The following is a 16,477-nucleotide window of genomic DNA, read 5'->3' on the forward strand; positions in this document are numbered from 1 at the left end:
GCACCGGCCGATAGATCTGAGGCCAGAAAGCAGAGCGCTTTCGCCCAACGATCAATCAGCCCTCCGGGAGACCGACCATGATCCGCCTCATCCTCGCCGCCGCTGCCGCTCTCTCCCTCACCTCGGCCGCTTCCGCGCAGCTTCTGCAGGAAAAGAACATGCCGCTTGCGCTCGCCGCCGACCTCGCCCGCGAGAGCGTCGCGGCTTGCAGCGCGCAGGGCTACAACGTCACCGCCACCGTGGTGGACCGTGCCGGCGTGGTGCGCGCGGTGCTGCGCGCCGACAACGCCGGCCCGCACACCGTCGATGCCGCACGCCGCAAGGCATTCACCTCCGCCTCTACCCGCCTGCCCACCTCGACGGTTGCCGAGAACGTGCAGAAGAATCCGGCGGCGGCGCAGCTCGTCGCCATCGACGGCTTCCTGGTGCTGGCCGGCGGCGTGCCGGTGAAGGCGGGCAGCGAGACCATCGGCGCCATCGGTGTCGGCGGTGCGCCCGGCGGCAATCTGGACGAAGCCTGCGCCAACGCCGCCCTCGCCAAGGTGCTGGACCAGCTCAAGTGAGCTGAGGGGGGGCATTCCGGGGCTGTTGAAGGATAAGGGGCGGGCGCTTTGGCACCGCCCCGCTTTCCGCGTCGTGCCCCAAGGCGCGGGCGCCGGCGGCTCCATGTTCCCTTCCGGCTTCCAAGGGTGAGGCCGTTCCCCAAAGCGTCTCGCCCCCTCTCCTCGGTGCTAAGGCGCTTCAGGCGAGCTGCGCTCCGTCCGCGCTTCGCCGGGCGTTCTTGCAAATCGTTCGCATTTGCATTGACAGGCCGGCTTCTTCTGCCATTCTCGCGAAACAACGGGATTGGCTAGGCTTGCATCATGCTGGATCAGGCGACGAAGGGAATGAATGGCTGGCGGCGGGAGCGCGGCGAAGCGGCGCTGTCGGATGTGCATGGCACCATCGCCGTCAGCCACCGCAGCCGGCTGGGGCGCCTGTTCGCCTTCATCGGGCCCGGCTATCTCGTCGCCACCGGCTATATGGACCCCGGCAACTGGGCGACGTCGCTCGCCGGCGGCTCGCGCTTCGGTTATGCGCTGCTGTTCGTGGCTCTCCTGTCGAACATGATCGCCATCCTGCTGCAGGCGCTGTGCTCGCGCCTCGGCGTCGCCACCGGACGCGACCTCGCCCAGGCGTGCCGCGACAGCTTTCCAAAGCCCGTGGCCTTCGTGCTCTGGCTGCTGGCGGAACTCGCCATCTGCGCCACCGATCTGGCCGAAGTAATCGGCACGGCCATCGGCCTCAATCTCCTCTTCGGCATTCCGCTGGAGCTCGGCGTCATCGTCACCGCGCTCGACGTGTTCTTGATCCTCTGGCTCCAGAAGCTCGGCTTCCGCTTCGTGGAAGCCTTCATCGTGGCGTTGCTGGGCATCATCGGGGCCTGCTTCTTCATCCAGATCGCCATGGCCGACCCGGACTGGGGCGCCGTGATCCGCGGCTTTGCACCGACCACCGAGATCGTGACGAACCCGGACATGCTCTATCTCGCGCTCGGCATTCTCGGCGCGACGGTGATGCCCCATAACCTCTATCTGCACTCGGCCATCGTGCAGACCCGCAAGCATGCGCCGACACCCGATGGCGTGCGCGAAGCCATCCGCTTCGCCACGTGGGATTCCACCTTCGCTTTGATGTTCGCCCTCACCATCAATGCCTCGATCCTCATTCTCGCCGCCGCCGCCTTCCATGGCACCGGCACCGGCGAGGTGGCGGACCTCGGCAAGGCGCACGAACTGCTGAACCCGCTGCTCGGCTCGGCGCTGGCGCCCACGCTCTTTGCCGTGGCGCTGCTCTGCTGCGGGCTCAACTCCACGGTCACGGCCACCATCGCCGGACAGGCGGTGATGGAGGGCTTCATCGAGATGAAGATCCAGCCGTGGCTGCGGCGCCTCATCACCCGCGCCATCGCCATCGTGCCGGCGGCGGCTGTGACCATCGCTTATGGGGAAAAAGGCGCCTCCACGCTGCTCATCCTCAGCCAGGTGGTGCTGTCCCTCCAGTTGCCCTTCGCCATCGTGCCGCTGGTGCTGTTCACCGCGGACCGCCGGAAGATGGGCGAGCATGTGGCGCCCCGCTGGCAGACGGTTCTGGCCGCCGCCGCGAGCCTCCTCATCATCGCGCTCAATGTGAAGCTGCTGGTGGATACCGCGCTGGGCAGCTAACGCGCCTCAGCCGGCACGCGCGACGGCCTCGGTCTCGTCCTGAAGCGCCGCGATGAGGTTCAGGAAGCGCTCGCCCTGCACCAACACATGGGCCCGCAGCCGCTCGGCGGCGACGTCGCCCTCGCCGGCAAGCAGTGCTGCCAGAATGGCTTCGTGCTCCGCAAACGAGGCGTCCATCCGGCGCGGCACGCGCAGTTGCAGGCGCCGGTAGGGCTGAAGCAGGCGCTGGTGGCGCTGGGCCTCGCCCGCCAGCACACGGTTGCCCGTCGCCGCATAGATGGCGGCATGAAAGCGGGCGTTCTCGCTGTAATAGGTCTCGCGATCCCCGGCGCGGACGGCGGCGGCGCAATCAGCGTGTGCGGCTTCGATGGCGGCTCGATCCTCGGCAGTCATGCGGCGGGCGGCGAGGCGGCCACAGGCGGCCTCGATCTCGGCCATCAGCTCGAAACTCTCGATGAGTTCGCGCGGCCCCAGCAAGGCCACGAAAGCACCTCGGCGCGGCCGGATCTCCACCATTCCGGAGGCGGCAAGCTGGATCAGGGCTTCGCGGATGGGCGTGCGGGAGACGTCGAAGCGCTCGGCGAGGCCCACCTCGTCGAGCCGCTGGCCCGGCTTCAGCCGGCCCGACACGATGTCGTCTTCCAGGGCCTCCCGCAGCCGCGGGGTCGCCTCGCCACGCATCGGAACGCCTCGCCAATGCAAGTTACAAAATCTTGCATACATGATTATTGACATCGGATGCAAGTCGCCCCTTCATAGAACCGACGCAAGGGTGACCCTGGGGGCGTGCTACAGTGGATGCGAGGCTGAACGGTGCGCGCGGCGGTTTCCTCGATCTCCGTCCGGCGCGGTCGCCGTCCCGGCCCGCAACCGAGAGGACCGGCGTGATGACGTCCAACAGTTCCTTCTTCGGCGATCTCCTCAACTCCATCGCGGACCGCGGCCGCGCGCTGCTCGACCGGTCGGGCCGCAGCACCGGCGCCACGCGGGCGGCGACCCTGGTGGAGCGCTGCCAGGAACTGCTGTCGGGCAAGGGCGAGGCGTCCGGCGTCGCGCTGGCCGCCGAAGTCCTCTCCCGCTACGGACAGATGAAGACCGGCGAGCGCATCGCCTTCTTCGAAAGCCTGCTGGAAGTCTTCGGCCCGGACAAGGAGCGGCTGGAAAAGGCCATCGCCGCTTATTCCGCGAAGCCCGGCGAAGCCGCCATCGCGGAACTGCATGCCGCCAGCGAGCCGCGCCGACAGGAGTTGTTCCGCCGCTTCAACATGGCCCCCGGCGCCACCGCCGAACTGGTGCGCATGCGCGAGCATCTCATGGACGCCCTGCCCCGGCGCAAGGACCTGACGCCGGTGGACAGCGATTTCACGCACCTCTTCTCCTCCTGGTTCAATCGGGGGTTCCTCGTGCTGCGCCGGATCGACTGGTCCACGCCCGCCAATGTGCTGGAGAAGATCATCCGCTATGAGGCGGTTCACGCCATCCGCGACTGGAACGACCTGCGCGCCCGCGTCGACAGCCCGGACCGGCACTGCTACGCCTTCTTCCATCCCGCGCTGGTGGACGAGCCGCTGATCTTCGTCGAGGTGGCGCTGATGCGCGAGACGCCCGGCGCCATCGCCCCCATCCTCGACCAGTCTCGCGAACCCATCGCGCCCGGAACCGCCACGACGGCGGTCTTCTATTCCATCTCCAACTGCCAGCGCGGCCTCGGCGGGGTCAGCTTCGGCAATTTCCTCATCAAGCAGGTGGTGGAGGAGATCTCCCGCGAGATCCCCTCGCTCACCACCTTTGTCACGCTCTCGCCCGTGCCCGGCTTCCGCAAATGGCTGGATGCCGAGAGGCGTAACGCGGACTCCACGGTCCTGACGGCCGCCGACCGTGAACTGCTCGCCCTGACCGACAGCGCGGAATGGACGGAGCAGGATGCAGTGCGCGCGGAACTGTCCTCGCTGATGAGCGCGCTCTCGGCGCATTATTTCCTGCAGGCCAAGACACCGAAGGGGCGCCCGATCGACCCGGTCGCGCGCTTCCATCTCGGCAACGGCGCTCGCCTCGAGCGCATCAACCCCATGGGCGACCTGTCGGAAAAGGGCATCGCCCAGGCCTATGGGACCATGGTCAACTACCGCTATGTGCTCGCGGACATCGAAAAGAACCACGAGGCCTTCGCCGCCAAGGGCGAAGTGGTGGCGAGCACAGTGGTGAAGAAACTCCTGCGGGGCGAAAACGCGCCGCGCGCTCTGGTGCCGACCCAATGACCTCTCAGAACCATTTCTTTGCCGCCATCCGCGCGGCCATGCCCGATCTGTCGAAGCCGCTCGCCACCCATCCGGATGGCGCGATGGAGACCTATGGCGACGCCCTCGCCCTCTCCGCCCGCCTCGCCAACGTGCTGGTGAAGCGCGGCGTGAAGCCCGGCGACCGTGTGGCCGTGCAGGTTGAAAAGTCCTGGACCGCCTTCGTGCTCTATCTCGCCGCCCTGCGCGCGGGTGCTGTCTATCTGCCGCTCAACACGGCCTATACGCTGGCGGAGCTGGAATATTTCCTCTCCGACGCCGAGCCGACGGTGGTGGTGGTTCGCCCCGAGGTGGCCGGCGACGTGAAAGCCCTGGCCGCCAAGCTCGGCGTGCCGCATGTGGAGACGCTCGGCAGCGACGGCAAGGGTTCGCTCACCGAGGCGGCCGCGGGCGAGAGCGAGAGCTTCGAGGACGTGCCGCGCGCAGCCGATGACCTCGCCGGCATCCTCTACACCTCCGGCACCACGGGCCGCGCCAAGGGCGCCATGCTCACCCACGAGAACCTGCTCTCGAATGCGGTGACGCTGCGCGACTACTGGCGCTTCACGTCGGACGATGTGCTCATCCACGCGCTTCCCATCTTCCACACCCACGGCCTGTTCGTCGCCGGCGACATCATCCTGATGGCCGGCGCCTCCATGATCTTCTGCCCGAAGTTCGACGCCAGCGAGGTGCTGCGCCTGATGCCGAAGGCGACCACGCTCATGGGCGTGCCGACCTTCTACACCCGCCTCCTCGACCATCCCGGCCTCACCCGGGAGGCCACCGCGCACATGCGCCTGTTCGTCTCCGGTTCCGCCCCGCTGCTGGCCGAGACGCACCGCGCCTTCCAGGAGAAGACCGGCAAGGCCATCCTCGAGCGTTACGGCATGACCGAGACCGGCATGAACACCTCGAACCCATATGACGGCGAGCGCATCGCCGGCACTGTGGGCTTCCCGCTGCCGGGCGTCAGCGTGCGCATCACCGATCCCGCCACCGGCGCGGTGCTGGGCGCCGACGAGATCGGCTCCATCGAGGTGAAGGGCCCGAACGTCTTCAAGGGCTACTGGAAGCTGCCCGAGAAGACCGCATCCGAATTCCATGACGGCTTCTTCATCACCGGCGATCTCGGCAAGATCGACGCCCGTGGCTATGTCCACATCGTCGGGCGCGGCAAGGATCTCGTCATCACCGGCGGCTTCAACGTCTATCCGAAGGAAGTGGAAGGCGAGATCGACGCTTTGCCGGGCGTGCTCGAAAGCGCCGTCATCGGCCTGCCGCACAAGGATTTCGGCGAGGGCGTCACGGCGGTGATCGTGCGCACGCCGGGCGCCAGCCTCACCGAGGCGGAGGTGCACCAGGCGCTCGAAGGCCGTCTTGCCAAGTTCAAGCTGCCCAAGAAGGTGTTCTTCGTGGACGAACTTCCCCGCAACACCATGGGCAAGGTGCAGAAGAACATTCTGCGCGACACCTACAAGGACACCTACCGCTCGGTTGCCTGACCGCCGGGCGATGCCCGATGACGGGCGGCGGTTGATCCGCCGCCCATTTATGACGTTAAGTAAGCCCTAAGTCTCCGGCTCAAGATCCCGAACAATCGGGACGGCCGGGAGGAAACGCCAACCGCCGAGGCACCGCGTCAGCCACGCGGCATGCCCCAGGGAGGACTGCCATGACCTTTTCCCGCGTCATTTCCCGCCGCCATGTGCTCGCCGGTGCCCTCGCCGCCCCCGCTGTCCTCAGCTTCGCGCGCCTCGGCCATGCGGCGACCACGCTCAAGATCTCGCATCAGTTCCCGAGCTCCAGCGGCGACGAGGGCGATTTCCGCGACCGCCTCGTCCGCCGCTTCGCCGCCGAGGTGGAGAAGCGCTCCAATGGCGAATTGAAGTTCGAGATCTATCCCGGTTCGTCGCTGATGAAGACGAACTCCCAATTCTCGGCCCTGCGCAAGGGCGCACTCGATTTCTCGCTCTATCCCATCTCCTACGCCGGCGGCGAGGCCCCCGAGTGCAACATCGGCCTCATGCCGTGCCTTGTCTCCTCCTACGCGCAGGGTCTCGCCTGGAAGACCAAGCCGGTGGGCGAGGAGTTCAACGCCTATCTGGAAGGCAAGGGCGTCAAGATCATCACCTGGGTCTGGCAGGCGGGCGGTGCCGCCAGCCGCGAGAAGCCGCTGGTCTCGCCCGAGGATGCCAAGGGCATGAAGATCCGCGGCGGCTCGCGCGAGATGGACCTGATGCTTCAGGCGGCGGGTGCTGCTGTGCTCAACCTGCCGTCCAACGAACTCTATGTGGCGATGCAGACCGGCGCCTGCGATGCCGGCATCACCTCCTCCACCAGCCTCATCTCCTTCCGGCTGGAGGAACTGTCGAAGAACCTCGCCGCCGGCAAGGGCAAGTCCTACTGGTTCATGCTTGAGCCGCTGCTCATGTCCAAGGCCATCTTCGAGAAGTTGCCCAAGGAGCAGCAGGATCTGATCCTCAAGGTCGGGGCGGAGATGGAGCCCTTTGGCCTCAAGGGCGCTCAGGAAGACGACCACAAGGTGGTGGAGGTGTTCCAGAAGGCCGGCGCCAAGATCCATGATCTCGACGACGCGGTCCTGGAGAAGTGGAAGGTGATCGCCCGCGACACTGCCTGGAAGGACTATGCCGCCAAGACGCCCCTCTCCGCGAAGCTGCTGAAGCTCGCCGAAGAGGTGCAGGCATGAGCGCACACGGGTTCGAGCTTCCAAGCGCCGGCGCCTCTCCGGAGGCGCGGGCACTCAGCGCGGCGCAGGCGGCACACCCTCTCCTGGGTGTGCTGCAAGGAGCGCTCACCTTCGTCAACCGCATCATCCTGATCGGCGCATCCGTGGCGCTGATCGCGGCGAGCGTCATCCTCTCCTACAGCGTCGTCATCCGCCTGCTGTTCCACGCGCCCACCTACTGGCAGGACGAGGCCTCCGTCTTCCTGCTGGTGGGCGCCACCTTCATGACCGCCGCCTATGTGCAGGGCCGGCGCGGCCACGTGGCCATCGAGGCGCTCACCGCCTTGCTGCCGCCCGCTGTCAACAAGGCGCGGCTGCTGCTCGTGGATCTGGCGAGCTTCGCCTTCTGCGCGTTCTTCACCTGGAAGTCCTATGTGCTGTTGCACGAGGCGTGGGTGGAGGGGCACGTCTCCTCCTCCACCTGGGCGCCGCCCATGTGGATCCCCTACTCGGTCATGACGCTGGGCATGGGCCTGCTGTCGGTGCAGATCGCGCTGCAGTTCATCTGCGCGCTGGCGGGAGGACGCCGCTCATGAGCACGCTCGTCGTCGGCCTCATGTATGGCGGGGCGACCCTCGCCACCATGTTCATCGGCATGCCCATCGCCTTTGCCCTCGGCGCGGTGGCGGTGCTTTTCATGTTCGGCTTCATGCCCTCCGCCTCCCTCGATACGGTGACGCAAAATGTCTACGAGGAGATGGCCTCCATCACCCTCCTCTCCATTCCGCTGTTCATCCTGAAAGGCGCGGCCATCGGCAAGTCGCGCGCCGGACAGGACCTCTATTCGGCCCTGCACGCCTGGATGCACAAGGTGCCCGGCGGGCTCGGGATCGCCAATGTGTTTGCCTGCGCGCTGTTCGCGGCCATGGCCGGCTCCTCGCCCGCCACCTGCTCGGCCATCGGCTCGGCGGGCATTCCGGAGATGCGCAAGCGCGGCTATTCGGGCGCCTTCGCCGCCGGCATCATTGCGGCAGGCGGCACGCTCGGCATCCTGCTTCCGCCCTCCATCACCATGATCCTCTATGCGGTGGCGGCCGAGCAGTCGCTGGGGCGGCTGTTCCTCGCCGGCCTCGGCCCGGGCCTGCTGCTGGTGGTGCTGTTCGCCGGCTACGCCATGATCCGTTTCCGGCAGGAATATGCCGCCGCCAAGATCGCGTATGAGCGCACGGGCGCGCATTCGGAGATCCTCGCCGAGGACAAGCTCACCATGCGCGACCGCTTCGCGGCCCTGCCCCGCGTGCTGCCGTTCGTGATCCTGCTCACCGGCGTCATGGTCGCGCTCTATGGGGGCTATGCCACCCCCTCCGAGACGGCCGGCCTCGGCGGCATTCTGGCGCTCGGGCTGATCGCAGCCATCTATGGCGTGTGGAAGCCGGCGGACCTTGCGCCCATCCTCACCTCCACCATCCGCGAATCCACCATGCTGATGCTCATCATCGGCATGTCCCTGCTCTACTCCTATGTGATGAGCTATCTGCACATCAGCCAGGCGGCCGCGCAGGCCATCGTGGGATTGCAGCTCTCCAAATGGCTGCTGCTCGCCACCATCCTGCTGCTGGTGGTGGTGCTCGGCTTCTTCCTGCCGCCGGTCTCCATCATCCTCATGACGGCGCCCATCATTCTGCCGCCGCTGCGCGTGGCCGGGTTCGACCTCATCTGGTTCGGCGTGGTGATGACCATCGTGATGGAGATGGGGCTCATCCACCCACCGGTGGGGCTCAACATCTTCGTCATCAAGAACATCGCACCCGACATCCCGCTCAAGGATGTCATCTGGGGCACGGTGCCCTTCGTGCTCTTGATGCTGCTGGCCGTGGTGCTGCTGTGCCTGTTCCCGCAGATCGCCACCGGCCTGCCGGACATGGTGATGGGCAAGGGCCGCTGAGGCGGACAAAGGATCGGACAGCGGGGCGCTTCGGCGCCCCGTTCATGTCAGGAGGCCGGCGCGTCCGCCTGCGGGCGCTCGACGGGGATCACGTCCACGCCCACCGCGAGGATCTGATTGCCGGAGGACACCACCACGCCATCCACCGGCGACACGTCCGCATAGTCGCGCCCGATGGCGAGGATCACATGGTCCTCGCCGGCCGGAATGGCGTTGGTCGGGTCGAGGCCGATCCAGCCGATGCGCGCGCCACACCACACCTCGACCCAGGCATGAGTCGCATCCGCGCCCGCAAGGCGCGGCTGGCCCTCGGGCGGGATGGTGCGCAGATAGCCGGACACATAGCGCGCCGGAAGACCGACCCCGCGCAGGCCGGCGATCATTACATGGGCGAAGTCCTGGCACACGCCGCTGCGGGCGTCGAAAGCCTCCACGGGGAGCGTCGTCACCGTTGTGGTGCCTGGCTGATAGGCGAAATCGTCATGGATGCGGTGCATCAGCTCCAGCGCCGCGGCGAGCACCGGCCGCTCGTCCGGGAAGGATGTGGCCGCCCATTCGGTGATGGTGAGCTCAAGCGGAATGCTGCGGCTGGCATAAAGCCCATGCACGGGCGAGGCGGGCCCGAGGTCCTGGCTGGCCATGGCATCCAGCCGAATGCTGGCAACGGTGGGCGTCGTCTCCGCCTCGGGCAGCGGCGCCACGGATACCTCGATGCGGCTGCGGGTGGAGATGTCGAGCCGGTCGTGGGCTGCATCCACCACCATCCAGGCGATGCCATTGCCGAAGAAATCGCGCCCGCGCTCCAGTTCGCTGGGCTTCGGCGTCACGTCCAGAACATGGGCGATCACGTGCTGGTGCCCCTGCCGGTCCACCGGCGACATGCGCACCACCTGCTTGGTCGCGCGCACGACGCCCGCATAGCTGTAGCTGGTGGTCTGGCGGATGTCGTAGAGCATCAGAACCGCCTCCCGCGCGGCCTCGTGCCAAGCTGCTCCGCCCGGTGTCCCTCCGGTGCGCCGGACAGCGGTGGAAGGGATATCAGGTCGCCACGGGCCAGTACACGGCCTCTTCCGGACCCTGGATGAAGTAATGGGCGCCGATCTCGTCCGAGAGTTTCAGCATGTCGGCCTCCATGGCGTCGAAATGCTTCAGCTCGAAGGTCTCCGCCGTATGGGCGATGAGGTCAGAGAGGATGCGCCCCACGAGGCGCTCGGCGAGCGAGGGCGGCAGGTCGGGATCGCGGCCGGGCAGCACCCGCAGGTGATCGGCGATGCGCTGGATCTGGAACATCAGCGAGCGGGGATTGTCCGGGTCCAGCAGCACCAGATCGAGCACCGGCCCCCGCGCCTCCAGCATCACATAGCGCGTGCGATAGGTGATCTGGCTGTCGGCGAGTTGGAGCAGCACGTTCAGCGCGCCACGCGGCGCCGCCGGCTCGGCGAACGTGCGGGCGAAGCGCAGCAGGGCTATGGAACGCTCGATGCGCCGGCCGATCTCCAGGAAACGCCAGCCGGCGAGGCGGTTCATGTTCTCGCTGGCGAGGCCCGAGAAGGCGGCGATGATGCGCAGGGCCGCGTCCGCCCGCTCATAGGCGTCCGCCTCGGAGACATTGCCGGTCAGCGGCGCCTCGATGCAGGCTTCCAGATCGAGCAGTGCCCGCCAGCCGTCCGGCGAGAAGCGGTCGCGGATGACGGACGCCGAGGCGCGGGCGCTGCGCACCAGTTGCGGCAGCGAGCCCGGCAGATCGTTGCGGGTGAGCGCCGCGAGGCCGTAGCGCGCCGGCGTGCCGCGCGCGAGATCGCGGGGCACCGCGCCCCAGGTGGCCAGCAGGCTCACGAGCCGCATCACCAGCGGGCCGGAGGAGGATTCCACTTCCGACAGGCGCCCCACCAGCGCCCGCACCAGCCGCAGCGAAGCCTCCGCCCGCTCCAGATAGCGGCCGAGCCAGAAGAGATTATCCGCGGCCCGGCTCGGCAGCGTGCCGGAGGAACGGCGGATGCGCACATTCTCCGGGCTGGGCATGAGGGTCGCGGAGGACACTTCCTCCGTGGAGAGCACCCAGACGTCCGCAGAGCGATCGCCCCGCTGCATGGAGAAGGCGCGGGCATCGCGGCTCTCCGAGATGCGGCAGAAGCCGCCGGGCATGACCACCCAGCCGTCATCTGTCGCGGCGAGGAAGACACGCAAGGTGAAGGGGCGCGGCACCAGCTTGTCGCCGCTCCACACCGGCATGGTGGAGATGCGGGCGATGTCCTGCGCCACCAGATCCCCGCCGCGCAGGGCCATGATGGTCTCGATCCGCTTGCGTTCGGCCGCCGTAAGATCGGCGCCCACGGCGGAAAAACGGCGCGGCAGGCCGGGGATGGCATTGCCGAAGGCGGAGGTGAGGACGAGATCGTCCAGATGCTCGCACACCTCGGCGCGCTCGGCTGCCTGTCCGCACCACCATGTGGCGACGTGCGGCAACGCCAGCGGGCGCCCCAGCACCTGCAGCGCCAGCGTCGGCAGGAAGGCCATGAGCGCCGGTGCCTCCACGAGGCCGGAGCCGAGCGCATTGGCCAGCGCCACGCCGCCCTGCCGTACCGCATGGACAAGACCGGGCACACCGAGCCGTGAATGGGCATTCAGCTCCAGCGGATCGCCGAAATCCGCGTCCAGCCGGCGCAGCAGCACGTCGATGCGCTTGAGACCGGCGACGGTGCGCACGTTCACCGCGTCGCCCCGCACGGTCAGGTCCTCGCCTTCCACGAGCAGGAAGCCGAGATAGCGGGCGAGCAGTGCATGCTCGAAATAGGTCTCGTTCAGCGATCCGGGGGTGAGCAGGCCGACGCGCCCTTCACCCGTGGTGTCGAGCTTCAGCAGCGAGGCCCGGAAATTCTGGAAGAAGGAAGCGAGGCGCTCCATGCGCAGGGTGCGCGAGACATCCGGCAGGGCGCGCGTGACCGCGAGCCTGTTCTCCAGCGCATAGCCGACGCCGGACGGCGCCTGCGTGCGGTCCGAGAGCACCCACCAGCGCCCGTCCGGGCCACGGCCCACGTCCGCTGCATAGAAGCGCAGGTAACGCCCGCCACGCGGTGCAACGCCCACCAGCGGGCGCAGGAATTCCGGGCTGCCGGCAACGGCCGCAGCAGGCAGTGCCCCGCCCGCCACAAGGGCGCCGGGGCCATAGAGATCGGCCAGCAGGGCTTCGAGGAGTTCGGCGCGCTCGATCAGGCCCTCGGCCAGCACCTGCCAGTCGGACTTTTCCAGCAGCAGGGGGATGTGGCTCAGCGACCAGGGGCGCTCGTTGCCGCCCGCATCGTCATAGACCCGATAGAAGACACCGGATTCGCGCAAATAGCGGTCTGCGGCGGAGAAGCGGCGACGGATGCCATCGGGCCCGAGTTCGGCGAGTTCCGCAAGGAAGGCCACCCAATGGGGACGGGGCTGGCCGTCCGCATCCATCATCTCGTCGCGGACACCGGGCAACGTCTCGTAACCGCCGAGAACGCTCTCGACGGCCGCCTGTTCGAAATCGATGCTGCGGGTCTCCGCACCGGACACGCCGTCTCGCCTCCCCTTGCGCGTGCCGCGCTCCATCGGGAGAGCGGTCCGCCATTAGACGCCCCTCCGCTTGCCTGAAGCTGCGGAGGTAAACGGGAGCTTAACCTGAATGCCGGCTCTGCCTGCGGTCCCGTCCAAGAGGGGGCGGCTTATGCACCGCCTTCGCTGCTGCGGACACAGATTTCAGATTGCGGACACGTCTCCCCTCGACCTGAGGAAGCAAATTCAGGGCCATGGCCCGTGCTTTCCCAGTCAACGCGTGCGGCCCGCCGCATCGGCGGCGGGCGCTTGTCCCAAGGGCACGCTGACCACGGAGCGGGCATTTGCCGCCCCCGCGTGCCCGCAGGTTCAGAGCGAGGCCGGCCGGCGCAGGTCGAGCGTCGTCGGGAACTCGTTCGGGGCCGTCTCAAGCGGCACATGGGCCATGGTGCCCGGCGTATGGCCGTGGTTCTCGAAGCGGGCGAGGCGCCGCGCCTCGGCCTCGTAGGAATTGACCGGGAAGGTCTCGTAATTGCGGCCCGCCGGATGCGCCACGTGATAGACGCAGCCGCCGCGTGAGCGGCCGTTCCAGGTGTCCACGAGATCGAACTGGAGCGGCGTATGAACCGGGATGGTGGGATGCAGGCCTTCCGGCGGCTGCCAGGCCTTGTAGCGCACGCCACCCACGAAGGTGCCGTTACGGCCCGTGGGGGTGAGCGGCACGGGGCGGCCGTTGCAGGTGAGCACGAAGCGGCCGGGCACGAAGCCGTCCACCTTCACCTGCACGCGCTCGACGGAGGAATCCACATAGCGGACCGTGCCGCCGATGGCCCCTTCCTCGCCGAGCACATGCCAGGGCTCCAGCGCCTGGCGCACCTCGATGTCCACGCCCGCCCGCTGCACCTTGCCGAAGGCCGGGAAGCGGAACTCGAACTGAGCGCGGAACCACTCGGGATCGAAGTCGTAGCCGGCACCCTTCAGGTCATCCAGCACGTCGAGGAAGTCGGACCAGCAATAATGCGGCAACATGAAGCGGTCATTGAGGCTGGTGCCCCAGCGCACGCAGCCGCCATCCAGCGGCTTGCGCCAGAAGGAGGCGATGAGCGCGCGCAGCAGGAGTTGCTGGGCAAGGCTCATGCGCCAGTCCGGCGGCATCTCGAAGCAGCGGAACTCCACGAGACCGAGACGCCCCGTCGGGCCGTCCGGCGAATAGAGCTTGTCGATGGAGATTTCGGTGCGGTGGGTGTTGCCGGTGACATCCATGAGGATGTTACGCAGCAGCCGGTCCACCAGCCAGGGCGGCGGCGGCAGGTCCGTGCCCGGCATCGGGAATCTGGAGAGGGCGATCTCCAGCTCATAGAGGCTGTCGTGACGGGCCTCGTCGATGCGCGGGTGCTGCGAGGTCGGGCCGATGAACAGGCCGGAGAAGAGATAGGACAGCGAGGGGTGGCGCTGCCAGTAGAGGATCAGGCTCTTCAAGAGGTCCGGCCGGCGCAGGAAGGGGCTGTCCGCCGGCGTGCGGCCGCCCACCACCACATGGTTGCCGCCGCCGGTGCCGGAATGGCGGCCGTCGATCATGAACTTCTCGGTGCCGAGGCGAGCGAGGCGCGCTTCCTCATAGACACCGCGCGTCACGTCCACGCAGCCCTGCCAGGTTGCGGAGGGGTGGATGTTCACCTCGATGACACCCGGATCGGGCGCCACCTGAATGACGTTGAGGCGATAGTCGAAAGGCGGCGGATAGCCCTCCAGATGCACCGGCATGTTCAGCTCGGCCGCAGTCGCCTCGATGGCGGTGACGAGGTCGAGATAGGCCTCCAGCGCTTCCACCGGCGGCATGAACACGCACAGGCGCCCGTCGCGCGGCTCCACCGCCAGCGCGGTGCGCACATAGAAGGGGCCGGCCGCCGGGGTGGAGGCGAGATAGCTCTCCACCACGCGGCGCGCCCGCGCCGCGGCGGGGATCGGCCCGTCCTTGCCATCGCGCCGATAGCCCTGGGCCATCTCGTCGGGATCGGGCAGCGGATCGCGCGCCTCCAGCGGATCGGCGGCTACCGTGTGCGGATATAGGGTCGGGGGGATATAGGCGAGCGAGCTCAGCGGCAGGCGGAAGCCTATGGGGCTGTCGCCGGGCACGAGGAAGAGATGGCCGCGCCGGAATTTCCATTGCTCGCTGAGCCAGCCGCTGCCGGTCGGCCCCCACACCTGCTGGATCGGCAGGACATAGCCCACCGGCGTGCCGAGGCCCTGCGCGAAGGCGCGAGCCATGGTGTTGCGCGCGAAGGGATCCTCGATGCGCGGATCGCCGGGCTCGAGATTCTCGGGGAGGTTCGCTTCCTTCAGAATGTAGTGGGCGATGTCCTCATAGGCCGGCTGGGCATGATCGGCGGACAGGCCAAGCCGCTCGGCCAGCGCCTGCGAGAAGCGCCCGGCCTGTTCGGGTCCGACACCGTAATTGGTGTTCTCGTCGGCGATCAGCGCATCATCGTGCCAGATGGGCTTGCCGTCCTTGCGCCAGAACAGACCGAAGGACCAGCGCGGCAGCGTCTCGCCAGGATACCACTTGCCCTGCGCATAGTGCAGCAGGCCGCCGGAGGCGAAGCGGTGACGCAGGCGGCGGATGAGATCATCGGCCCGAACCCGCTTCATCGGGCCCATGGCGGCGGTGTTCCATTCCGCCGACTGGTAGTCGTCGATGGAAACGAAGGTCGGCTCGCCGCCCATGGTGAGGCGCACGTCGTTCGCCTCGAGGTCGGCGTCCACCTTGGCGCCCAGCGCATTGAGGGCTGCCCAACTCTCGTCCGAGAAGGGCAGCGTGACGCGCGGCGCCTCGGCGACGCGGGTCACCTTCATGTCGAACTCGAAGGTCACCTCAGCCTTCTCGACGAGGCCGGTGATCGGCGCGGCGGAGCGATAGTGGGGGGTAGCGGCCAGCGGAATGTGGCCCTCCCCGCAGAGCAGGCCGGAGGTGGCATCAAGGCCGATCCAGCCGGCGCCGGGGAGATAGACCTCGGCCCAGGCGTGTAGGTCGGTGAAGTCCACATCCGTGCCCGAGGGGCCGTCCAGCGACTTCACGTCGGGCTTGAGCTGGATGAGATAGCCGGACACGAAGCGGGCGGCGAGGCCGAGCCGGCGGAGCACCTGCACCAGCAGCCAGCCCGAATCGCGGCAAGAGCCCTTGCCGCTCGCCAGCGTCTCGTCGGGCGTCTGCACACCGGGCTCGAGGCGGATGATGTAGCCCACATCCTTCTGGATGCGCTGGTTGAGCTCCACGAGGAAGTCCACCGCGCGGCGCTTCTCCAGCGGGATGCTGGCGACGAAGGCATCGAGCAGCGGGCCGCCGTCCTCCAGTTCGAGATAGGGCGTCAGCTCCGACTTCACCTCGGGCGCATAGGTGAAGGGGATGTGTTCGGCATACTCCTCGATGAAGAAGTCGAACGGATTGACCACGGCGAGGTCGGCGAGGAGGTCCACCTCGATGCGGAATTCCGTCGCCTTCTCAGGGAAGACGAGGCGCGCCTGCCAGTTGCCGAAGGGATCCTGCTGCCAGTTGAGGAAGTGGGTCTTGGGTTCGATCTTCAGCGCATAGGCCGGAACGGTGGTCCGGGTGTGCGGTGCCGGCCGCAGGCGGATGATCTGGGGCCCCAGCGATACCGGCCGATCATATTTGTAACTGGTAACGTGATGCAGGCTGGCAAGGATGGACATCAGGGATCACCAAGGTCGGCGGGCAACGGCGCCCTTAAGTTAGACAAGGGGTTGCAACCGTAAAGCGCGACTTTGCGGCGACGGGTGCCGCTTTGCGCGGCACCGACGGCCGCAGTCTATGAATCGGGGATGT

11 protein-coding genes are annotated in these 16,477 nt (G+C 67.6%); 7 read left to right on the plus strand and 4 right to left on the minus strand.

All coding sequences use genetic code 11. The features are described from left to right. The first annotated feature begins 77 nt into the window (after positions 1–77). Both AZC_RS16970 and AZC_RS16975 read left to right on the plus strand, forming a co-directional pair. Positions 78–563, plus strand: coding sequence for a GlcG/HbpS family heme-binding protein (locus AZC_RS16970; protein ID WP_012171817.1), 486 nt, complete (start codon positions 78–80; stop codon positions 561–563). 300 nt (positions 564–863) lie between these two features. Further along, on the plus strand, positions 864–2,204 hold the full coding sequence (locus tag AZC_RS16975; protein WP_012171818.1) for an Nramp family divalent metal transporter: 1,341 nt from the start codon (positions 864–866) through the stop codon (positions 2,202–2,204). Between the two features lie 6 nt (positions 2,205–2,210). Here the strand turns inward: AZC_RS16975 and AZC_RS16980 are convergent, their stop codons facing one another. Next, positions 2,211–2,885 carry a GntR family transcriptional regulator gene (locus AZC_RS16980; RefSeq protein WP_012171819.1) on the minus strand — a complete coding sequence of 225 codons (675 nt, stop codon included), beginning with the start codon at positions 2,883–2,885 and terminating at the stop codon, positions 2,211–2,213. Positions 2,886–3,091: 206 nt separating this feature from the next. On the opposite strand from AZC_RS16980, the gene AZC_RS16985 reads away from it, so the two are divergent. From AZC_RS16985 to AZC_RS17005, 5 genes are all read left to right on the plus strand, one after another. Continuing rightward, positions 3,092–4,462, plus strand: coding sequence for a malonyl-CoA decarboxylase (locus AZC_RS16985; RefSeq protein WP_012171820.1), 1,371 nt, complete (start codon positions 3,092–3,094; stop codon positions 4,460–4,462). 38 nt (positions 4,463–4,500) lie between these two features. Further along, a complete protein-coding gene (locus tag AZC_RS16990) occupies positions 4,501–5,985 on the plus strand; it encodes a malonate--CoA ligase (RefSeq protein ID WP_244421873.1) in 1,485 nt (494 codons plus the stop codon). Positions 5,986–6,155: 170 nt separating this feature from the next. Next, positions 6,156–7,190, plus strand: coding sequence for a TRAP transporter substrate-binding protein DctP (gene dctP / locus AZC_RS16995; protein ID WP_012171822.1), 1,035 nt, complete (start codon positions 6,156–6,158; stop codon positions 7,188–7,190). Then, positions 7,187–7,765, plus strand: coding sequence for a TRAP transporter small permease (locus tag AZC_RS17000; RefSeq protein ID WP_012171823.1), 579 nt, complete (start codon positions 7,187–7,189; stop codon positions 7,763–7,765). The genes dctP and AZC_RS17000 overlap by 4 nt, the downstream gene beginning before the upstream one ends. Then, positions 7,762–9,114, plus strand: a complete 1,353-nt coding sequence (locus tag AZC_RS17005) for a TRAP transporter large permease (RefSeq protein ID WP_012171824.1) — start codon at positions 7,762–7,764, stop codon at positions 9,112–9,114. Before AZC_RS17000 ends, AZC_RS17005 begins: the two co-directional genes overlap by 4 nt. Positions 9,115–9,161: 47 nt before the next feature. On the opposite strand, the gene AZC_RS17010 is transcribed toward AZC_RS17005, so the two are convergent. From AZC_RS17010 to AZC_RS17020, 3 genes are all read right to left on the minus strand, one after another. Next, positions 9,162–10,070 carry a transglutaminase family protein gene (locus AZC_RS17010; RefSeq protein WP_012171825.1) on the minus strand — a complete coding sequence of 303 codons (909 nt, stop codon included), beginning with the start codon at positions 10,068–10,070 and terminating at the stop codon, positions 9,162–9,164. A gap of 82 nt (positions 10,071–10,152) precedes the next feature. Next, positions 10,153–12,693: a circularly permuted type 2 ATP-grasp protein gene (locus AZC_RS17015; protein ID WP_012171826.1), complete on the minus strand. Its 2,541-nt coding sequence runs from the start codon at positions 12,691–12,693 to the stop codon at positions 10,153–10,155. 312 nt (positions 12,694–13,005) lie between these two features. Next, complete coding sequence (locus tag AZC_RS17020; RefSeq protein WP_012171827.1) at positions 13,006–16,344, minus strand: DUF2126 domain-containing protein; 3,339 nt, start codon at positions 16,342–16,344, stop codon at positions 13,006–13,008. Positions 16,345–16,477: the final 133 nt, after the last annotated feature.

Origin of the sequence: Azorhizobium caulinodans ORS 571 (assembly GCF_000010525.1) — a bacterium.
Taxonomy (GTDB): domain Bacteria; phylum Pseudomonadota; class Alphaproteobacteria; order Rhizobiales; family Xanthobacteraceae; genus Azorhizobium; species Azorhizobium caulinodans.